Origin of the sequence: Pseudomonas sp. BT-42-2 (genome assembly GCF_025847435.2) — a bacterium.
Classification (GTDB): Bacteria; Pseudomonadota; Gammaproteobacteria; order Pseudomonadales; family Pseudomonadaceae; genus Aquipseudomonas; species Aquipseudomonas urmiensis.
In genome coordinates, this window is the sequence record NZ_JAOYTM010000004.1 from 210,629 (window position 1) to 230,126 (window position 19,498).

At 61.8% G+C, this 19,498-nt stretch carries 24 protein-coding genes and 1 pseudogene; 13 read left to right on the forward strand and 12 right to left on the reverse strand.

Annotated features, from left to right (window positions below):
• Window positions 1-70: 70 nt before the first annotated feature.
• Both OIU19_RS03575 and OIU19_RS03580 read right to left on the reverse strand, forming a co-directional pair.
• A complete protein-coding gene (locus OIU19_RS03575) occupies window positions 71-469 on the reverse strand; it encodes a glycine zipper domain-containing protein (protein ID WP_264233363.1) in 399 nt (132 codons plus the stop codon).
• 74 nt (window positions 470-543) lie between these two features.
• Window positions 544-720: a hypothetical protein gene (locus OIU19_RS03580; protein WP_264233691.1), complete on the reverse strand. Its 177-nt coding sequence runs from the start codon at window positions 718-720 to the stop codon at window positions 544-546.
• 219 nt (window positions 721-939) lie between these two features.
• Here OIU19_RS03580 and OIU19_RS03585 point away from each other — a divergent pair, with 219 nt between their 5' ends.
• Window positions 940-2,100, forward strand: coding sequence for a GGDEF domain-containing protein (locus OIU19_RS03585; RefSeq protein WP_264233365.1), 1,161 nt, complete (start codon window positions 940-942; stop codon window positions 2,098-2,100).
• A 1-nt stretch (window position 2,101) separates the two neighbouring features.
• On the opposite strand, the gene OIU19_RS03590 is transcribed toward OIU19_RS03585, so the two are convergent.
• On the reverse strand, window positions 2,102-2,407 hold the full coding sequence (locus OIU19_RS03590) for an RcnB family protein (protein WP_264233367.1): 306 nt from the start codon (window positions 2,405-2,407) through the stop codon (window positions 2,102-2,104).
• Between the two features lie 116 nt (window positions 2,408-2,523).
• Between OIU19_RS03590 and OIU19_RS03595 the strand changes: the two genes are divergently transcribed.
• Window positions 2,524-2,874 (forward strand): hypothetical protein, encoded by a 351-nt coding sequence (locus OIU19_RS03595; protein ID WP_264233369.1) that lies wholly within the window; start codon window positions 2,524-2,526, stop codon window positions 2,872-2,874.
• Here OIU19_RS03595 and OIU19_RS03600 read toward each other — a convergent pair.
• On the reverse strand, window positions 2,861-3,250 hold the full coding sequence (locus OIU19_RS03600) for a GFA family protein (protein WP_264233371.1): 390 nt from the start codon (window positions 3,248-3,250) through the stop codon (window positions 2,861-2,863). The two genes, OIU19_RS03595 and OIU19_RS03600, sit on opposite strands and share 14 nt — an antisense overlap.
• A gap of 108 nt (window positions 3,251-3,358) precedes the next feature.
• On the opposite strand from OIU19_RS03600, the gene OIU19_RS03605 reads away from it, so the two are divergent.
• On the forward strand, window positions 3,359-4,180 hold the full coding sequence (locus OIU19_RS03605) for a bifunctional 2-polyprenyl-6-hydroxyphenol methylase/3-demethylubiquinol 3-O-methyltransferase UbiG (protein WP_264233373.1): 822 nt from the start codon (window positions 3,359-3,361) through the stop codon (window positions 4,178-4,180).
• Here the strand turns inward: OIU19_RS03605 and OIU19_RS03610 are convergent, their stop codons facing one another.
• The 4 genes from OIU19_RS03610 to OIU19_RS03625 form a co-directional block, all read right to left on the reverse strand.
• On the reverse strand, window positions 4,181-4,948 hold the full coding sequence (locus tag OIU19_RS03610) for an SDR family oxidoreductase (RefSeq protein ID WP_264233374.1): 768 nt from the start codon (window positions 4,946-4,948) through the stop codon (window positions 4,181-4,183). It abuts the gene before it with no gap.
• Between the two features lie 23 nt (window positions 4,949-4,971).
• Complete coding sequence (locus OIU19_RS03615) at window positions 4,972-6,039, reverse strand: phosphotransferase family protein (RefSeq protein WP_264233376.1); 1,068 nt, start codon at window positions 6,037-6,039, stop codon at window positions 4,972-4,974.
• Window positions 6,040-6,341: 302 nt separating this feature from the next.
• Complete coding sequence (locus OIU19_RS03620; RefSeq protein WP_186555108.1) at window positions 6,342-6,659, reverse strand: SCP2 sterol-binding domain-containing protein; 318 nt, start codon at window positions 6,657-6,659, stop codon at window positions 6,342-6,344.
• 54 nt (window positions 6,660-6,713) lie between these two features.
• Window positions 6,714-7,424 carry a histidine phosphatase family protein gene (locus OIU19_RS03625; RefSeq protein WP_264233378.1) on the reverse strand — a complete coding sequence of 237 codons (711 nt, stop codon included), beginning with the start codon at window positions 7,422-7,424 and terminating at the stop codon, window positions 6,714-6,716.
• Window positions 7,425-7,674: 250 nt separating this feature from the next.
• On the opposite strand from OIU19_RS03625, the pseudogene OIU19_RS03630 reads away from it, so the two are divergent.
• From OIU19_RS03630 to OIU19_RS03640, 3 genes and pseudogenes are all read left to right on the forward strand, one after another.
• Window positions 7,675-7,992, forward strand: a pseudogene (locus OIU19_RS03630) (hypothetical protein); the annotation flags it as partial.
• Between the two features lie 139 nt (window positions 7,993-8,131).
• Complete coding sequence (locus tag OIU19_RS03635; protein ID WP_264233380.1) at window positions 8,132-8,977, forward strand: DUF692 domain-containing protein; 846 nt, start codon at window positions 8,132-8,134, stop codon at window positions 8,975-8,977.
• Window positions 8,958-9,662 carry a DUF2063 domain-containing protein gene (locus OIU19_RS03640; protein ID WP_264233683.1) on the forward strand — a complete coding sequence of 235 codons (705 nt, stop codon included), beginning with the start codon at window positions 8,958-8,960 and terminating at the stop codon, window positions 9,660-9,662. Before OIU19_RS03635 ends, OIU19_RS03640 begins: the two co-directional genes overlap by 20 nt.
• A 14-nt stretch (window positions 9,663-9,676) precedes the next feature.
• Here the strand turns inward: OIU19_RS03640 and OIU19_RS03645 are convergent, their stop codons facing one another.
• Window positions 9,677-10,633 (reverse strand): DMT family transporter, encoded by a 957-nt coding sequence (locus OIU19_RS03645; protein WP_264233383.1) that lies wholly within the window; start codon window positions 10,631-10,633, stop codon window positions 9,677-9,679.
• Window positions 10,634-10,735: 102 nt separating this feature from the next.
• Between OIU19_RS03645 and OIU19_RS03650 the strand changes: the two genes are divergently transcribed.
• Together OIU19_RS03650 and OIU19_RS03655 are read left to right on the forward strand one after the other, a co-directional pair.
• A complete protein-coding gene (locus OIU19_RS03650; RefSeq protein WP_264233385.1) occupies window positions 10,736-11,620 on the forward strand; it encodes a LysR substrate-binding domain-containing protein in 885 nt (294 codons plus the stop codon).
• 172 nt (window positions 11,621-11,792) lie between these two features.
• Window positions 11,793-12,968: a GGDEF domain-containing protein gene (locus OIU19_RS03655; protein ID WP_264233388.1), complete on the forward strand. Its 1,176-nt coding sequence runs from the start codon at window positions 11,793-11,795 to the stop codon at window positions 12,966-12,968.
• Between the two features lie 56 nt (window positions 12,969-13,024).
• Here the strand turns inward: OIU19_RS03655 and OIU19_RS03660 are convergent, their stop codons facing one another.
• Window positions 13,025-13,801, reverse strand: coding sequence for an IclR family transcriptional regulator (locus OIU19_RS03660; protein WP_264233389.1), 777 nt, complete (start codon window positions 13,799-13,801; stop codon window positions 13,025-13,027).
• Window positions 13,802-13,968: 167 nt separating this feature from the next.
• Here OIU19_RS03660 and OIU19_RS03665 point away from each other — a divergent pair, with 167 nt between their 5' ends.
• The 5 genes from OIU19_RS03665 (at window position 13,969) to OIU19_RS03685 (ending at window position 17,836) form a co-directional block, all read left to right on the forward strand.
• A complete protein-coding gene (locus OIU19_RS03665; protein ID WP_186555115.1) occupies window positions 13,969-14,727 on the forward strand; it encodes an ABC transporter substrate-binding protein in 759 nt (252 codons plus the stop codon).
• 63 nt (window positions 14,728-14,790) lie between these two features.
• Window positions 14,791-15,447 carry an amino acid ABC transporter permease gene (locus tag OIU19_RS03670; RefSeq protein ID WP_186555116.1) on the forward strand — a complete coding sequence of 219 codons (657 nt, stop codon included), beginning with the start codon at window positions 14,791-14,793 and terminating at the stop codon, window positions 15,445-15,447.
• A complete protein-coding gene (locus OIU19_RS03675) occupies window positions 15,444-16,187 on the forward strand; it encodes an amino acid ABC transporter ATP-binding protein (protein WP_186555117.1) in 744 nt (247 codons plus the stop codon). Before OIU19_RS03670 ends, OIU19_RS03675 begins: the two co-directional genes overlap by 4 nt.
• A complete protein-coding gene (locus OIU19_RS03680) occupies window positions 16,184-17,470 on the forward strand; it encodes an FAD-binding oxidoreductase (RefSeq protein WP_264233392.1) in 1,287 nt (428 codons plus the stop codon). The genes OIU19_RS03675 and OIU19_RS03680 overlap by 4 nt, the downstream gene beginning before the upstream one ends.
• An 18-nt stretch (window positions 17,471-17,488) precedes the next feature.
• Window positions 17,489-17,836: a cupin domain-containing protein gene (locus OIU19_RS03685; RefSeq protein ID WP_264233394.1), complete on the forward strand. Its 348-nt coding sequence runs from the start codon at window positions 17,489-17,491 to the stop codon at window positions 17,834-17,836.
• A gap of 121 nt (window positions 17,837-17,957) precedes the next feature.
• On the opposite strand, the gene OIU19_RS03690 is transcribed toward OIU19_RS03685, so the two are convergent.
• Window positions 17,958-18,413, reverse strand: coding sequence for a transposase (locus OIU19_RS03690; protein WP_264233396.1), 456 nt, complete (start codon window positions 18,411-18,413; stop codon window positions 17,958-17,960).
• A 125-nt stretch (window positions 18,414-18,538) separates the two neighbouring features.
• Window positions 18,539-19,354 carry a protein phosphatase 2C domain-containing protein gene (locus OIU19_RS03695; RefSeq protein WP_264233398.1) on the reverse strand — a complete coding sequence of 272 codons (816 nt, stop codon included), beginning with the start codon at window positions 19,352-19,354 and terminating at the stop codon, window positions 18,539-18,541.
• Window positions 19,355-19,498: the final 144 nt, after the last annotated feature.

Consider the following 19,498-nt stretch of genomic DNA (forward strand, 5'->3'; position numbering starts at 1 on the left):
TGATGTGTTGCAGGGTTTTTGTGGCCAAGGCAATCGCGGGGCTTGCCCCCGCGATGGGTGGGGCAAGCGATCAGTGGCGATGGTGACGACGCTTGTGTTTCTTCTTGCTGCCGTTGTTGTCGCCCAGGTGGTTGCCGATGGCACCGCCAGCAGCGCCGCCCAGGCCGGCACCGACGGTCGAGCCGGTCGAGCCGCCGAGCTTGCCGCCCAGCAGCGAGCCGCCAGCCGAACCCAGGCCACCACCGATCGCCGCTTCGGTGCGGTTGCCCTTGCGGGCACCTACCGCACTGCCGGCGGCACCGCCCAGGCCGGCGCCAATGGCTGCGCCAGTGCTGCCGCCAATTTGCTGGCCAACCACGTTGCCCAGGGCGCCACCGAGGCCGCCGCCAATGGCCGCAGTACCGTCACCGGCAAAGGCGCCTTGGCACAGCAGCAGGCCGAGGGCAACGCAAGGCAGAGTCAAACGCATGTTCATGAACCTCAAAGCAATCATCAAAGTAGAGTGCCGCGTCACGGGCGGCAAGCCAGGGTTGGAAAGACGTTTCAGCGGTAATCGCGGTCACGGTAGCGGCGATCATCGTCACCACGGTCATGACGGTGGTGATGGCCGCGATCGCGGTCACGCCAGCCATCATCATCGTCGTGGTAATGATGGCTGTGGCAACCAGCGGCGAGCAGCATCGCGGCAATCAGCGGGAGACTTGCAAGGCGGGTGATCACGATATAGGTCCTTGATCCGCATAGGTTTACGGGGTAACCACTAAGACCGGAATCGCTCAATTTGGTTTCTGCACGGTAAAAATATTTCTCCCGCGCAACATCGTCACGTGCCTGGCGGCTGCTGTTCTGTCCCGCTCGGTCATGGCTGGGTTGAGCGCTGGCCCCTAGACTTGAGCCAGGCCGCATTGAAGACGGCTGTCTGCCACACGGTGAATCACGATGATCGCCCATACCCCGACGCTGTTCGCCGCCGTTGCCCTGGTCGCGACCATCCTGGCCTTTTGCCTGTTCCTGGTCGGTCAGTTCAACCGCCGCGACAACCTGCTGCTGACCGGCTGCGGACTGCTCGCCCATGCCCTGGCGTACGTCTGCTATACGCTGTACGCCCATGCGCCGCTGTGGATCAGCTATGGCTTGGGTAACAGCCTGCTGTCGCTGGCCCTGGCGTTCTATTCGGCGAGCTTGTTCCGGGTGCGTGAACAGCGGGTGCCGTGGCGCTCGATCTTTATCATTCCGGCAGTCATGTTGCTGGGGTTGATGCTGCTGCTCGACACCTTGGAGCCGCGCATGCTGCTGGCGACCTTGGTGCTGATGCTGCAATGCTTGTTGATCCTCTGCTGGGCGCGACGGCACGTCGAGCGTCCAGGCCGGGCGCACCTGCTGCTGGTGATTGGCGCGTTGATCAGCCTGGTCGGGCTGGGCATGCGCGCCGTGGCGGTGGTGCTGGGGGAGGCGGCGGACATGCGCTACGACACCAGCAATCTCAAGCAGACGGTATCGGTGGCCATTGGTACGGTGACGGTGATGATGTATTCGATAGGCCTTGTGCTGATGGCCAAGGAGCGCAGCGAATCGCGCTTGCAGCATATGGCCTTGCGCGATGTGCTGACCGGCACCTACAACCGCCGGGCGATTCTTGAGCGCTTCGCTGTGGAGCTGGAGCGGGCAAGGGGCGAACACAGCAGCCTGGCCGTGGCGATGATCGACATCGACCATTTCAAACGCATCAACGACCTGCACGGCCACTTGGCCGGTGATGAGGTGCTGTGCCACTGCGTGCGCCAGTTGCAGCAGCGCTTGCGCTTGAACGACAGCCTTGGCCGTTATGGTGGCGAAGAGTTCTTGCTGCTGTTGCCCAATACCGATCGAGAGGGCGCCATGGCGGCGCTACAGGGCTTGCGTGAGGCGATCGCCCAGAGTCCGGCGCGCTTTGCGGGCGATGACATCGAGCTGCGCTTCAGTGTCGGTTTGTGGTGTGGCATCCCCGGCGCCGAGGACAACGCCGCCAGCCTGCTCGGCCAGGCCGACGCTGCGCTCTACCAAGCCAAGGCCGGTGGGCGCAATGCCGTGCATATGGCGGCATTGCTCGGCCCGTGCTGACTCAGGAGGCGGGCTGAATGGCCAGCACCACGCCGTTGGTGATCTGCACCAGCACATAGTGATCGCCCATTTTCACCCAATGGCTATCCTTTTCCGGGGCGGGTAGGCCTTTACCTTTCCAGTCGGCAATGGCTGCGTTATCGCGTTTGTACTGATCTGGCGCTTTGTCGCCAACTTGCAGTTCGCGGTTGTGGGTTTCTGGCGCGGTGACGCTTTGCTCAGCACTTGGCGCGGCCGTGGCGGTCAAGGGCAGGATCGGCAGGGTGGCGCTAAGCAGTACGGCCGATAGCAGTGGACGCAGTTTCATAGTGATCTCCTAATGGCAGGCATGCCCTCTATGCGACAACAACCTGCTCGGGACAATTCACTCGACATGGCCGCCAGTGCTAGAGTCGCGTTCTTTTTTTGCTCCGAGGATCGAACATGCGCGCACTTTTGCCGATGGCCGTAGCGCTGATGCTGGTTGGTTGTGCTTCATCGACCATGGAAGCCGCACGCGGCGGCGCGCCGACTGCGCAATTGGCTTCACAGAAGGCCCCGCAGATCGTCTCGCAATGCATCCAGTTCAGTTGGCAGGAAGAGGCCACGTTCGGCGTTGATGCCAGCGGCTATCTGCAGCCGCGCAAGCAGGGCGGTTACACGGTCTATACCCGAGAGGCGCAGTCGTTCGTCGACGTTTACCCCGACGCCAACGGCACCCGGGTCGACTATTACGCACAAAGCAATGACAGCATGGCCCTGCGCCGTCGGGCCGCAGCCGCTACTTGTCTGTAAGGGGTTGAGGGCGATTCCACACTGGGCAGCGATCCTCGAAGGCGTGGAAAACAGCTTCCAGTCCAGGGCTGTCGGGTTGATCGAAGCAACCGAGCAGCAAGGCGACAGTCGGGGCGTCATCTATGGCACCGAGGCTGCTGCCGCAACGGCGGCAGAAAGCGCGGCTGGAACAATCAGAGGAGCGCCAGGTATCGGGCGCACCGCCAGGCCCGGTCCAGCGCACCTGATTGCGAGCAAACTCGACCCAGGTGGCGGTGAGTGCCCCGGTATGTTGTTGGCACCAACGGCAGGAGCAATGGTGTGGGGTGGCGGCGGGGGCATCGGCGGCAAAGCGGATGGCGCCGCACAGGCAGCCGCCCTCGTATAGAGTTGGCATGAGATCCCTTCGTGCGCAGGTGAAATGTCCGCAGTTTATAGTCCAGTTGTAATGGAGATGTCGCGCCGGCTAAGTTGTCTATTTGTATCAGTGACAGGGATGTAGCTCATGAGTCGATCCAACGATCTCAATCGCGCCAGCTGGGATGAACGCGCGCCGTTGCATGCGGCGTCGAAAGACTACGAGGTCGAGCGCTTCATCGCGTGCGCCGAGCACCTGTCCGAAGTGGTGCGCTTCGATCTGCCACAGCTGGGCGATATCCGCGGCCTGCGCACAGTTCATCTGCAATGCCATATCGGCACCGATACCTTGTCTCTTGCGCGTTTGGGCGCTGAGGTAAGCGGTCTGGATTTTTCCTCGGCATCGCTGGAGCAGGCGCGGCGATTGGCTGAGCGCTGCGGGGCGGCCATCGACTACGTCGAAGCGGATGTCTATCAGGCCGACCAGGTACTGCCGGCTGGCAGTTTCGACCTGGTCTACACCGGCATTGGCGCCTTGTGCTGGCTGCCCAGCATCGAGCGTTGGGCCCGTACCGTCGCGGCGCTGCTCAAGCCAGGTGGGCGGTTGTTCTTGCGCGATGGGCATCCAATGCTGATGGCAGTCAATGAGGATCATCACGACCGCCTGCAACTGGACTACCCCTACTTCGAGCGAGAGGTGCCGACCGTGTGGATCAACGATCAGACCTACGTCGAGACTGATCAGGCCCTGATCCAGACCGAGACCCACGAGTGGAACCATGGCTTGGCTGAGGTCATCACCGCGTTGCTGCAAAATGGCCTGCGCTTGAGCGCTTTGCACGAGCATCAGAGCATTCCCTGGGAGGCGCTGCCAGAGCAGATGGTCAAGGGCGCCGACGGCGAATGGCGCCTGCGCGAAGCGCCCTGGCGCCTGCCGCTGAGCTACACGCTGCAGGCGCTCAAGGACTGATCAGGAGAGAAAGCCGCCGTCGACATTCAGTGCTGTGCCGGTGGTGTAGCTGGAGGCATCGCTGGCCAGGTACAGCACTGCACCGGCCATCTCGCTGGGATCGGCCACGCGCTTGAGGGGGATCTGTTGCAGGGCGGCGTTGAGGATGGCGTCGTTTTTCACCAGGGCGGAGGCGAACTTGGTGTCAGTCAGCCCCGGCAGCAAGGCGTTGCAGCGGATACCGAACTGGGCGCACTCCTTGGCGAACACCTTGGTCATGTTGATCACTGCGGCCTTGGTCACCGAGTAGATGCCCTGGAACAGCCCAGGCGATACGCCATTGATCGAGGCGACGTTGATGATGCTGCCGCCACCGTGCTCGCGCATCAGCTTGCCGGCTTCGACCGACATGAAGAAGTAGCCACGGATGTTCACGTCCACGGTTTTCTGAAAGGCGCTCACGTCGGTGTCGAGCACGTTGCAGAACTGCGGGTTGGTGGCGGCGTTGTTGACCAGGATGTCGAGGCGGCCGAACTGTTCACGAATACCGGCAAACACCTGCTGGATCTGCTCCAGCTCGCCAATATGGCAGGCCACCGCAGTGGCCTTGCCGCCCGCTGCGATGATGGCGTCGGCCACTTGCTGGCAGCCCTCGAGCTTGCGGCTGGAGACGATCACATGGGCGCCCTGTTGGGCCAGCAAGTGGGCGATGGCCTCGCCGATGCCACGGCTGGCGCCTGAGACGAAGGCGATCTTGCCATCGAGGTCGAACAGTTGGGTCTTGGACATGCTGTTTTCCTTGTTGTCTGTCGTCAGAGTGCGGACTTGCCGATCACTTGCAGGGTCATCTGCTCCAGCAGCTTGTTCATGTGAATGAACTGGGCAAAGCGCTTGTCCTGGGTCTGGCCATGGTAGAACCGGTAGTAGATCTGCTGCACGATCCCGGCCAGGCGGAACAGGCCATAGCAGTAGTAGAAGTCGAAGTTGTCGATAGCGATGCCCGCGCGTTCGGCGTAGTAGTCGACGAACTGGCGACGGGTGAGCATGCCCGCTGCGTTGCTTGGCTGGCGTCGCATCAGCTGCACCGGCGCTGGGTCATCGGCTTCGATCCAATAGGCCAGGCTGTTGCCCAGGTCCATCAGCGGGTCGCCGATCGTGGTCATTTCCCAGTCCAGTACGCCAATGATGCGCATCGGGTTTGCCGCGTCGAGGATGACGTTGTCGAAGCGGTAGTCGTTATGCACGATGGCGGGGCGTGGATGGTCGGCGGGCATTTTTTCGCGCAGCCAGGCGATGACGTTCTCCCAGCGCGGTGCGTCCGGGGTCAGGGCTTTTTCGTAGCGGCTGCTCCAGCCTTCGATCTGCCGTTGTACGTAACCTTCAGGCTTGCCCAGGTCGGCCAGGCCGCAGGCGTTGTAGTCGACCTGGTGCAACTCGACCAAGCGCTCGATGAAGCTCTTGCACAGGGCCTCGGTGCGGTGGGCATCCAGATCGAGTTCGGCGGGGATGTCCGAGCGCAGGATGATGCCCTTGACCCGATCCATCACGTAGAACTCGCCGCCAATCAGTGACTCGTCGGTACAGTGCACATAGGCCTTGGGGCAGTAGGGAAAGCCGCTATTGAGCTGGTTGAGGATCCGAAACTCGCGGCCCATGTCGTGGGCGGACTTGGCCTTGTGGCCAAATGGCGGGCGGCGCAGGACGAACTCGCGGTTCGGGTAGCTGACCAGGTAGGTGAGGTTGGATGCACCGCCGGGGAACTGGCTGATGGCCGGGCTTCCCTGCAAGCCCGGGATGTGGGCTTTGAGGTAAGGATCGATGACAGTCGCATCGAGTTCTTCGCCGGGGCGTACCTGGGTGGACTGGTCAGTGAGCGTCATGCGTTATCCTTATTCTCGTTCACGAGGATTATTGGCTAATCTAATGGGCCTTCCGTGCTGGTACAAGCGTGCCAATGGCATATAGCTGTGGGTGTTGCTGGTCGATCAACGCGCCTGATATTGAAGCCATAGAGGCAGTCTTGCTTTCTTCGCCAACTACCCAGGCACCCCGCTAACCGTAGGTTCAGCACCATCCCTGTGGGAGCGGGCTTGCCCGCGAAAAGCGCGCCGCCATGCCCCGGCCAGGCAAAAAAAAACCGAAGCCCGCGCAGGCTTCGGTTTTCATCGATCATCCCGGACGCTTAGCCTGGGAACAGCTCGCTGAGCTTCATCGACAGCATCATGTCGCCTTCTACGCGCAGCTTGCCGCCCATGAACGCTTGCATGCCGTCGGTCTCGCCGCTGACGATGCCCTTGAGGGTCTCGCTGTCGAGCACCAGGGTGCAGTTGGCGTCTGGGTTTTCGCCTTCCTGGATGTCGCAGGTGCCGTCTTTGACGATCAGCGCATATTGCTTGTCTTCGTCAGTGATGTTGAAGCCGAACACCAGGTCCAGGCCGGCGGCGGCGGCGGGGTTGAACTTTGCTTTCATCGCTTCGACGGCTTTAGCTACATCGCTCATGGCGTATTCCTTGTTAAGTAATATTCGCGTCCGCAGGGACACAACAGGCCGGGCTCATCGATAGGTGATGAGCTCCGGCGCCCGCAACAGCTGCACATGTGCTTGGCTGTTGAAGGAAGCCAGGGTCACGTCGCTGCCACGAAACTTCAGTTGGCTGAGCGAGGTGTTGATGATCTGCCAGTTCAGCGCAAATGCCTGACTGGGGGTAATTCGAGTCACCAGGTGGAGCAGGGCGGCGATGGTGCCTCCGGAGGTGAAGATGGCGATATTCTCACCGCTGCCGGCGCGCTGCAGGACCCGTTGCAGACCGCCTTGAACCCTTGCGGTGAAGGCAGACCAGCTTTCCAGGCCATCGTCAGGGTGCTGGCCATCGTGCCAGCGTTGCACCATCAGGGCGAACAGGCGCTGGAACTCACTGCGATTGGTAGTGCCGTTACGCAGGATGTGCAGCGCTTCAGGCTCATCTGGCAGCAAGCCGGGAAGCAGGGTGCGGATCACACCGTCAGCATCGAATTCGTTGAATGCAGGGTCGGTTTCGACCGCCGGCACTGGGCAAGCGTGGCCGCTCATCGCGTGCAGGGCAAGACGCGCGGTGTCTTGCTGACGGCGCAGGCTGCCGGCGACGCAGCGGTCAAGGCGCAAACCGAGCTGGGCCAGGTGCTCGCCCAATGCTTGGCTTTGGCGCTCGCCTACCGCTGAGAGGACGTCATAGTCGTCAGCGCCGAAGGAGGCTTGGCCATGTCGGATCAGATAGAGGTTGCCCACAAAAGTGTCCGGCCCGGTGGAAGTTGCTGGGAGGTTAGGATGCGGCTGACGGGCTGTCAACGAAAAAACATACAAGCGTTTGAAAAGGTTGTTTGAACGGCAGCCAGGCCTGGGCCGATGCCTTTGTATCCCACTGTATCTTCTGTGGAGCGAGACCGACTTTCATACAAAACCGCGCCACTGGCGATACACCTGCGACACACCGTTGCGGCGAAATGGCTCCATCTCACAACCGAAGTGGAGCACCACCATGAAACAATCGAAAAATACCCTTGGTCTGCTGGGCGCTGCTCTGATCGGCGGCATGGTAATGGGCGGTAGTGCATTCGCCGTCGAGCCTCTGTCCCACGGCTACCAACTGGCTGCGGCCAAGACGGATGGCGAGGGCAAGTGCGGCGAAGGTAAATGCGGCGCTGATAAAGCCGGCAAGCACGCCGAGGGCAAAAACGCCGAAGGCAAGTGTGGTGAAGGCAAGTGTGGCGGCGATAAAAAAGCCGCCGACAAGAAAGCTGCTGAAGGCAAGTGCGGCGAAGGCAAATGTGGTGGTGAGAAGGCCGCTGAAGCCGACAAGGCCTGAGCCAATGCGCTGATGTTGGCGCAAGGTTAAGGGGGCTGCCGGAGCAGAGGATCGATCTGTCCGGCAGCGCTTGTTTGTCCTCTGCCGACGTTCTGCCCAGAGCGTCCCGTGCTCCTGGAGAGCGCTTACTATGAACCCTGCATCTTTACGTACCGGACTTGGCTTGCGTCGTGGTTTACTGCCGCAATTGCTGGCAATGGAGGTGGGCGCAGTCGATTTTCTCGAGTGCGCGCCGGAAAACTGGATCGGCGTTGGTGGGGCCTACGGCAAAGCGCTGGCGCAACTGGCCGAGCGTTTCCCCATTACCTGCCATGGCTTGTCGTTGTCGCTGGGCGCCAGCGCCCCGCTGGATCAGGCATTCCTTGGGCAAACCCGACAGTTCATCGAGCGTTTCGATGTACCGCTGTACAGCGAACACCTGAGTTATTGCAGCGACGACGGGCATCTGTATGACCTGATGCCAATCCCTTTTACCGAAGAAGCGGTCCGCCATGTCGCCACCCGTATTCGCCAGGCCCAGGATCTGCTGGGCAGACGTATCGCCGTGGAAAACATCAGCTACTACGCAGCGCCTTACCAGGCCATGAGCGAGCTGGCGTTCATCCAGGCTGTGCTGGAGGAGGCTGACTGTGACCTGCTGCTGGACGTCAATAACGTCTTCGTCAACGCCTGCAACCACCGCTATGACGCGGTGACGTTCCTTAACGGGCTGCCTCGGCAGCGAGTTACGTGCATGCACGTGGCCGGCCACTATGACGAAGCGCCAGACCTCAAGGTGGACACCCATGGTGCTGCGGTAAAAGAAGATGTCTGGGCCCTGTTCGCTTTGGCGTGTCAGCGTTTTGGAGTCCAGCCGACGGTGCTTGAGCGTGACTTCAACTACCCACCGCTTGCCGAACTGCTTGAGGAGACCGCACGTATTGGTAGCGTGCAGCACACGCACGGAGGTCTACATGATGGGCGAGCCGTTGCGTGACCAGCAATTCACCCTGTCCCGATACCTGCGTGACCCCGAGTACAACCCACCGCCACCGGGTATCGAAGCACGGCGCCTGAAGGTCTACCGGGAGCTGTTCTACAACAGCATCGAAGGCCTGCTGGCAGGAAGTTTCCCGGTCATGCGCCAGACCCTCGGTGACGTCCTTTGGCACGCCAGGGTGCGCGACTTCTATGCCAGGTACCGAAGCCAGACGCCATTGTTCACGGAAATCTCCGAGGCGTTCATCGATTACCTGCAGGGCATCGAAGCAGACGCGCCGTGGCAACTTGAGCTCGCCCACTACGAGTGGATCGAGGCGCAGTTGTACCTGAGTGATGCCGAGGATCCGCCCCATCTGTCTGGTGGCGATCTACTCGAAGGCGAGCCATTGCTGTCATGCGTGGCGCGCGTGCTTGCCTATCGCTGGCCGGTCGAGCTGATCGGCCCCGATTACCAGTCCCAGAGCGCCCCCCAAGCGCCAACCTTGCTGCTGGTGTACCGCGATGCCGATCTCCAGGTGCATTTCGCCCGTCTGGCGCCGATGGCCTATCAGTTGCTCGCAGGCCTTAGCGGAACGGGCCGCCAGCGCTTGCAGGCGCTGGGCGATGAAAACGTTCAACGCCAAGGCCTGGCGATGCTGGAAGGCTTGCGCGAGCAGGGGATCATCGTCGGGACGCGCTGAACGCCCAAGCCTGCTCAGGCTGCCGCCTCCTTGGCAGCGGGCAGGTCGGTTTTCTTCGCCGTGGGTTTCAAGCGCGTCACCCCGAACAACACCAACGCCAGCCCTAGCACCTGATACGTCGAGATTTCTTCGCTGAGAATCGCCCACGACGCCAGCACCGTCAGCACTGGCCCCAGGTTGCCCACCGCCGCCGTTTGCGTGGGCCCCATGCGCTGAATCGCCAGGGCCACCCAATAGATCGGCAGCACCGTGGAAAAGATCGCCATCAATCCCGCGTTGAGCCACACCGCCGCAGGCAGCTGCCACAGTTGGCTGATGTCCGCCACCCACAGGTAGTGAGCCAACACCATCAGCGACGACGCCGTACCGCACAAGCCCGCCATGCGCATCGAACCCATGCGTTTGAGCACAATGCCTGTGCCGGAGTAGTACAGGGCGTAGGTTACTGCGCTGGCAAACACCCACAGCGAGCCGAGAATCACTTGCTGGCCCACGCCGGAGACGCTCACGTCATGCACGAAGGCGATGCCCAGGCCCAGATAGCACAGGCCCATCGCCGCCAGGGTACGCGTGGTGGGTCGTTCGCGCAGGGCGATGGCCTGGAAGATCAGCACAAGGGTTGGGTAGGTGAACAAGATCAGGCGCTCCAACCCTGCGCTGATGTATTGCAGCCCGTAGAAGTCGAACAGGCTGGACAGGTAGTAACCCAACAGCCCCAGCAGGGTAACGCGCAGGGCGTCGGCGGGTGTCAGCCGAGAGGGGGATTGCCGGCCGCTGAACCACACCAGCCAGACGAACAACGGCAACGCCATGGCCATGCGCATGGCCAGCAGGCTGATCGCATCGACCGGCCCGGCCGCATAGGCGAGTTTGACGAAGATGGCTTTGAAGCTGAAACCCAAGGCCGCCAGTACGGCAAACAAACTGCCGCTGTGGATCTGGCGCGTGAGCAGGGTGCGCAAAGAGGTCATGGTAAATCCAGGCAGTTATCAATGGGCTTATTCTGTGCAGAACGCAATCCCCGTTAGAATCGCTTTTAATCGAACATAGCGTTCGCATTTAGAGAAAGCCCAATGCATTTCGATCTTGCGGATCTGCGTTTGCTTGCCGCGATTGCCGCTACCGGTAGCTTGAGCAAGGCCGCAGCGACGTTTCCGGTGGCCGTTTCTGCCGCCAGCAATCGCCTGCGCTTGTTCGAGCAACGCTGCGGCTTGAGCCTGTTCACCCGGCGCGCCGACGGTATGCAACTCACCCCAGCCGGCCGGCTGGTATTGGAAGCGGCGCGAGGAGTGCTGGGCGAAGCGCGCAAATTGCAGGACACCCTGCACGAGCTGGCCGGGCAACGGCGCATCACCTTGCACCTGGCCGCTTCCACAGTCACCAACAGCACCTTGTTGCCCGCCGTGCTCGGGCCGTTTCTAGCCGACTATCCAGAAGTCGACCTGCAGTTGGTCGAGCACAAAAGTGTCGATGTGCTGCGTGTGGTTTTGGCTGACGAGTGCGAGATCGGCGTTTATGATGGCAATTTGATAAGCGACGGTTTAGTGTCGCTGCCTTTTCGCACCGAGCGCTTGGTCTTGCTGGTGCCCGCTGACCACCCCCTGGCCGGGCGGGAGCTGCTGCGGCTGATTGACGCGTTGGGCTTTGCATTTGTGTGTTTGCCGGGCGAGCGGGCGATGCAGCGTTTCGTCGAAGAGCTGGCGATGAACCTGGCGATGCCGCTCAAAGTCCGCGTTCGCGCGCCCAGCTTTGAAGCCATCGCCCAATTGGTCGCCCAGCACGCAGGCATCGCCATTGTCCCGGAAACTGCGGCGCTGCGCGCCGAGCAAGAGCTGGCGGTACGCTGGGTCGCGCTTGAGGAACGCTGGGCGACCCTGGAACTGCGCGTGTGCTTTCGTGGCTGGGAGCGGCTCAGTTCACATGGTCGGCAACTGGTGAGTTTTCTCGCTGAGCAGTAATGCGCCAGGCGCTATTTTTCGCTTAACAGCGACAGGGTATTAGCCGCTGGTGCGGATGATGCATGGGCAGTAAGCCTCGACGGAAATCGTGGGCGTGCAGTACAGGCGCAGGGCCGCGCAAACTGGTTTTGAACATTTCTCCATTCTTAATTTCAGGCAGGCCCGTCATTCCATGGCGCTCGATCCACCTACCATGCTCACTATCACGATTGCCCTGGCCGCCGCTGCGGCGCTGTACCTGGCGGTCGAGTGGCGCACCGTGCGCGAATCATCATTGCTTTACTGGGCAACCGGTTTCGCCATCATCAGCGTGGGCAGCACCCTCGCTTTACTGCGCAGCAACGGCTTTTTGCTGATTGGCATCTGGTTTGCCAATGGCCTGTTGATCACTGCGCATTTCTGCTTTTTGCTGGGCGTTGCCCGCTTTACTGAAACCCGTCTGTCGCGGGCTTGGTACCTGGTGTTCATCACGTGGCTGGTGATGCTGCTGCTGCCGGAAGGGCCGCTGTGGTCAAAAGTGATGCTGCTGGTGCAATCGCTGCTGGTTGCGCTGCCGACACTCAGGGCTAGTTTTCTCCTACGCCCACATGGCATGTCATTGAGCGTAGGTGCGGTGCAACTGCGTTTTGTGTTGCTCGGCCACGGCCTGTTTTATCTGGCCAAAATGATCCCGCCGCTGGTGCCCGGGACGTTGATCGACCTGGCCGCTTTCCGAGGCGAAATCATTCAGGTCTCGCTGGTCGAAGGGGCCATGGCGATCATGCTGATCGCGCTGTCGATGACCGGCACCGAGCGCTACCGGCGTGAGCAGCAGATCGCCCGGCTGGCCGCGCGTGACCCGCTGACTGCCCTGTATAATCGGCGCGCCTTGGAAGTGCGGGCGCCGCGCCTGATCAATGAGGTGAGCGCGGCCCGGCCGGGCGCATTGCTGCTGATCGATATCGACAACTTCAAACTGGTCAACGACCTGTATGGCCACACTGCCGGTGACAGGCTGTTGGTCGGGTTGAGCGAAATGATCCGCGCCCTGTTGCCGGCCAGTGCGCTGGCCGCGCGCTTGGGCGGCGATGAGTTCGTGATCCTGCTGGGCAATGCCTCGCCTGCGCGGGTTCATGAGTTGGGCAGCAGTCTACGAGAGCAGTTCTTGCTGCTCACTTCGCAATCATTTGCCACGCCAGCAGCTGTCACCTTGAGCATCGGTGCCAACCTTTTCGACTGCCCCCCCGCGAGCCTGGCGGCATTGATCGAGCAGGGTGACATTGCCCTGTACGAGTCCAAGCGCGGCGGCCGCAACCGCATTCAGTTGGATGACCAAACCTTGGCCGCACCTTCTGCCCAGCAAGGATAATCGGCCCGGCAACGGCCTGTTTCACAGCAAACCACTGGATACAGGCCAGCGCTCACTCACAGCGTCCTGATCGATGTACTGATCGCACGAGCACACTCGATTGCCGCAGGTGCCAACCGCCGCTCAGCCTCTTCCAGCGACCAGCGACTGGTCGGTGCGACCACATGCACCGATGCCACTGGCCGGCCCTGACTGTTGCGCACCGGGGCGGCAACTGCCATGTCGCCCAAGAACAACTCTTCACTGTTGATGGCAAAGCCCTTGCGGCGGATCTCGGCAATTTCGCCGAGGATCTCTTCCAGCGATGTGCGGGTGTACTGGGTGTGCCGAGACAGATCGCTGGCGCGCAGCACGGCCATCGCCTCATCCTCGTCCAGAGCGCTCAAGTACGCGCGCCCCGAGGCGGTGCAATACATCGGGATACGACTGCCAATCGGCAAATGGATAGGGATGAACTTAGGCCCGACGAAACGCGCTACGTAGAGCATATCGTTACGCACGGGCTCGGTCAGGTTGGTGGTTTCCCCGGTAGTCTGCGCCAGCTCGGCGAGGAACGGGTTGGCGACGTCCACCAGGGTGTCGGCAGCCAGGTAGTTGTAGCCGATTTCCATCACATCAGGGGTGAGCTGGAAGCGCTTGGTCTGCGGGTGCTTGCTCACATAACCCAAGGCTTCCAGGGTATGGATCATGCGCTGCGCCGAGCTTTTATTGATGCCAGCGGCTTCAGCCACCTCGGCCAGGTTCATGGTGCGCCGGCGGGCGTTGAAGGCGCGCAGCACCGCCAGGCCCTTTTCCAGTGACTGGTTGAACAGGCTGTTGTCGTTATCGTTCATGGATCATCCCTTGGACAGGACCACTGGTTACTATCGATATGCGATATTTATAAATCTCTTTACGATTTTTGTAAATCAATTATATTGGGTCGCAAGGCCTCCTGCCGATACCCGAGGCATCCATAACGCATAACGACAACAAACCGCGTCAAATGGGAGTGTTCACCATGTATCCACGCCTTCGTGTGTTCACCTGCGCCCTGGCCCTGGCCGCCAGTTGCGTCACCTCCTTGGTCGCCCAGGCCGAGACGTACAAAGTTGGCGCCACCGCTACCGGTGTGCCGTTCACGTTTCTCGATGTGAAGAGCAACAGTATCCAGGGCATGATGGTCGACTCCGCCCAAGCGGTGGCCAAGGCCTCCGGGTTTGAGGTGGATATCGCCCAGACCACCTTCGCCGCACTGATCCCTTCGCTGACCGCGAAAAAGATCGACCTGATCTCCGCCGCCATGCTGCGTACCCCCGAGCGAGAAAAGGTCGTGCAGTACTCCGACCCGGTGTTCGAATACGGCGAAGGCCTGATCGTGCGCGCCGACGACGCCAAGGCCTACAGCCACATGGATGATTTCAAAGGCGAAGTGGTAGGCGCCCAGGTCGGCACCATCTTCCTCGACGAGCTCAACAAACGCGGCATTTTCAAGGAAGTGCGCGGCTACGATTCGCTGGCGGACCTGACCCGCGACCTGGCCCTGGGCCGGATCAAGGCCGGCTTTGGCGACCATCCGATCCTCGCCTACCAGATGGCCCAGGGCACCTTGAAAAAAGTCCGTCTGGTCGACAGCTATCAGCCGCAGATCAAGGGTGAAGTGTGCCTGATCATGCGCCAGGGCGATCCGCAGATGCTTGCCCGGGTCAATCAGGGCATCGCCAGCATCAAGGCCGACGGCACCCTGGCCGGCATCATCGACAAGTGGCACCTGGACTGATCGTCGCCTCACGGCGCCCGCAGCGGGCGCCTCTTCCCTGATTGCTCTCTCGCGGACTCGCTTATGTTCTTCCAGAATGCTCTGGACTTCCTGCCCATTCTCTTGAGTGGCGCGGTGGTCACCGTGCAGGTCACGATTGCCTCGTTCCTGCTCAGCTCCCTGATTGGCCTGGCCTTCGCCCTGATGATGGTGTCCAAGGTTCGCTCGGTCGCCCTGTTTGCCGTGTCGGTGGTGAACATCATCCGTGGCCTGCCGATCATCGTGCAGCTGTTCTATATCTACTTCGTCCTGCCGGAATTCGGTATCCAGCTCACTGCCCTGCAGGCCGGCATCATCGGTTTGGGCATCGCCTACTCGGCGTATCAGGCAGAGAACTTCCGCGCAGGTATCCAGGCTATTCAGCAGGGTCAGATCGAAGCGGCAGAATCACTGGGCATGCGCGGGCCGATGATCATGCGCCGGGTGGTGCTGCCACAGGCCTTCCGGATTGCCTTGCCGCCGTATGGCAACACCCTGGTGATGATGCTCAAGGACTCATCATTGGTCTCGACCATCACCGTCGCCGAGATGACCCGGGCCGGCCAGCTGATTGCCTCATCGACCTTTGAAAACATGACTGTCTATACCCTGGTGGCGCTGCTCTACCTGGCTTTGAGCCTGCCGCTGTCGTATGCCTTGCGCCGTCTCGAGGCGCGGATCGCCACGAGGAAGCACGCATGATCAGCATTCAGTCGCTGCATAAAAGCTATGGCAGCACCCGCGTTCTCGAAGGCATCGACCTTGAGGTCCAGAGCGGCCAGGTGGTGTGCTTGATCGGCCCATCGGGCTCGGGCAAATCGACCCTGCTGCGCTGCATCAATGGCCTGGAAACCTATGAAGGGGGCGACATCCTGGTCAGTGACGAGCGGGTCGATCGCAATGCCAAGACCATCCATGAGATTCGCACCCAGGTGGCGATGGTGTTTCAGCGCTTCAACCTCTTTCCCCATCGCACCGCGCTGCAGAACGTCATGGAAGGGCCGATCTATGTAAAGAAGGAAAGCCCCGAGGCGGCCCGCGAACATGCCAAGGCCCTGCTGGAAAAGGTCGGCCTGGCCCATCGCATGGAGGCCTACCCGGATGAGCTGTCGGGCGGCCAGCAGCAGCGTGTGGCCATTGCCCGGGCCTTGGCCATGCGGCCCAAGGCCATTCTGTTCGACGAGCCGACCTCAGCGCTGGACCCGGAGTTGGTCGGCGAAGTGCTGGCGGTGATGCGCAAGCTGGCCGAGGAGGGCATGACCATGGTCGTGGTCACCCATGAAATGGGCTTTGCCCGCGAGGTCGCCGACAAGGTGTGCTTCCTGTATGGCGGGCGAATCGTCGAGGAAGGCCCGGCGCGCGAGGTGCTTGGCGCGCCGCAGCAGCCACGTACCCAGGAATTCTTGCGACGCCTGCTGACCACTGATGGAGGCGTGGCATGAGTGCACGACCTTTGGCGCTACCGCCTTCCTTGTGGGCGAGTACTGCCGCACCGGGCGTCCACACCCCGCCGTTGGCCGAAGACAAGCAAGTCGATGTGGCCGTGGTCGGCGCTGGCTACACCGGCCTGGTTACCGCCCTGCACTTGGCGCGTGAGGGGGCGCGGGTCTGTGTGCTGGATGCCGGCGAGCCCGGCTGGGGCGCTTCCGGACGCAACGGCGGGCAAGTGATTCCGGGGCTTAAGCACGACCCCGACGAGTTGCTGCGCATGTACGGTGGCGAGCAAGCCGAGCGCTTGATCGAAGTGGCCGGGACTGCCGCCGATGAGGTGTTCGAGCTGATCCGCCACTACGACATTGCATGCGACGCCACCCGCAAGGGCTGGATCCAGCCCGCGGCAACCCCGGCCGCCATGCGCGCGGTCGAGCGCCGCGCACAGCAATGGCGCAGCCGCGGGGTGCCGGTGGAGATGCTCGACAAGGGCAGCGTGGCCCAGCGCATCGGCAGCTATGACTACCTGGGCGCCTGGGTCGACCCGCGTGCCGGTAGCGTGCAGCCGCTGAGCTACGCACGCGGCTTGGCCAGGGCAGCCATCGCCGAAGGCGCGCAGATCCATGGCCACAACCGCGTCACCGGCCTGCAGCGCGACAGCCGTGGCTGGACCCTCACCACCGATATCCGGCGCACGGTCAGCGCCGAGCGCGTGGTGCTGGCCACCAATGGCTATACCGACGATTTGTGGCCAAAGCTGCGTCAGACGGTGCTGGCGGCTAACAGTTTCATCGTTGCCACCCGGCCGCTGCCGGACGCACTGCGGCGCACGGTGCTGCCTGGCGGTGAGGTGTGTTCCGATGCGCGCCGCTTGCTGCTGTATTTCAAGCAGGATGCCCAAGGCCGACTGCTGCTCGGTGGGCGTGGGCCGTTTGCCGAGCCCAAGGCTGCCAGCGACTGGAACCACCTGCGTCGCTCGGTGCTGGGCTTGTTCCCGCACCTGGCCGGGGTCGAGTTCGAATACCAGTGGAGCGGGCGCGTTGCCCTGACCCAGGATTTCATGCCGCACCTGCACGAACCGGCGCCGGGTCTGAGCATCCTGCTCGGTTACAACGGTCGCGGTATTGCCATGTCGTCCGCACTTGGCCGGCACCTGGCACAGCGACTGCTGGGCCAGGCGCAGCAGTTTCCGTTTCCGCTGTCACCGATCCGACCGATTCCGTTCCATGGCCTGCAGCGTTTGTACCTGGGCGTGGGCATTGCCTGGTATCGCTTGCTCGATGCCGTTCTCTGACTTATTAGGAGGTAGTTGATGCAACCGGTATTGATCAAGGCGGTAACCGAGGCGCAGTTTTCGCAACCGGCGCCGGTGGCCCAACCCGTGGGCGAAACCATTGCCCAGGCGAGCACAGCAGGTGAGCACAGCCTGATTGGCGCTGCGGCTGAAACCGGTATTTGGCAGTGCACGCCGGGCAGTTTTCGGCGCGGGGTCAAGCAAGCCGAGTACAGCTACATCATCAGCGGGGAGGGGAGCTTTACCCCCGATGGCGGGGCGCCGTTGGCGTTTCGTGCGGGCGATACCTTGTGCTTCCCGCCAGATAGCCAAGGGACATGGGTGATTCGTCAAACTGTGCGCAAGAGTTATGTGATTTTTGGCTGAGGTCCGAGATTTAGGGGCCGCTCTGCGGCCCATCGCAGGCAAGCCAGCTCCTACAAAGATTGGCGTTGGACCTGTAGGAGCTGGCTTGCCTGCGATGGGCTGCAACGCAGCCCCAAAATGCTCAAACCCACACCGCATCCCAATGCGAATACTCTTTAATCGTACGGGCTAACCCCGCCCGAACAGGATTCATCACGATATAGCGGGCAATACCTTGCAACTCCTCCTCTCTACGCACAGCCCGGTCGTAATACCCGCGCTGCCAAAGCGCTCCATCCCTACCTAATGCGCTATTGATCGCACGCGTACTGCGTGACTTCATTCTGCCCATCAGTGTGCTGAGCGTCGCATCCTGTAACTGCACCAGCCAATGCACGTGATCAGGCATCACCACCCAGGCAAGCGATTGCGCGAGGTGCTCGGCCTGCGCCAGGCGCAACTGGGCGATGACCAACCTTGCCAGTTGCAGATCAACAAAGAGTGGCAGCCGATTCTTGACGACTGTAGTCAATGCATAAATACGCCCGGCTTCAGAAAACCGGCCCAGGCGAAGATGTACGGCGTGGGGACTGTCCATGTCCATGACCTCAGATATGAGTTCTCAAAGGTAGCCAATAGCATCTCATCGTACCCATGCCGATGTATGAGCAAGCTTTTCAGCGGATCTCTCGCGAACAGTGCTGGCCGCCCATCGATCGGCTATCAGGCGACCCGCAACCAGATCGCCGAGGCATCGTCACTGGCCTTGAAGCGCGGATAGCGCAGGCATGCTGCGTCCTCCTGTTCTATGGCGCGCAGCGTCTGAGCCAGAGCGGCCAAGCCATGCGCCTCGAGCTGCGCGATAAAACCTGCCGGGTCGTAGACATCATAGGTATCGAACAGCGCGGCGAAACCGTCGCTCATCAAGATCACCTCATCGCCCGCGGACACCGCACTGCGCACATAGCGCGTGCCCTCCCTGGCTTGCTGCGCATCGATGCTCAAGACGGCCTTGGGTCGCTCACGGGCAGCCCGGCGGTCGGCCACCACCGCTGGCGTGCGCACCCCGAATGCTCCGGTGCCCGGGCCCAGGGCTGCGGCTTCAGCACGTTCCGCCTCACGGTCAGGCTCGGGGGTGAGGAAGGCAATGCCCTGAGCACTGCGGTGCAGCACGACACAATCGCCCATGTAGGCACAGCTCAGTTCGCCACCCTCGAGGGCAACAGCGGCGAATGCAGCGCGCGGCAGCTCCCAGGCTGCGACCGGTTCGCGTCGCTGGGCCTGGGCGTAGTCGGTTGCGACAGCGACAAACACCGATTCACACACCTGCTGCAATGCGCCGGATGCCCCGTGAAAAGCCCGCTGCGCCGCTGCCGCCAGCCAGGCCGCACCACCGCGCTCACCGAGCAGCCCCGGTGGGCCCAGGTCTGTCGCGCCGTCGATGACCCAGGCATGCTGCTCGGCGCAGCCGATCCGGTCATCGTTGGGTACCTCTGGCTTCCCGGCCAGGCTCAAGCTTTGGATCAGGTCGAAATGCATGGTCGATGGGTCTTCTGGTCGCACATGGGAGCAGGTTGGACAGGCCTGTCGGCGCGGGGTTCGCTCAGCGCTCGGCCACCTCGATGATAGCGTTGAAACCGGCCCATGCGCGCGGCCTTAGCGCCTGGCTGCCGGACATCGAGC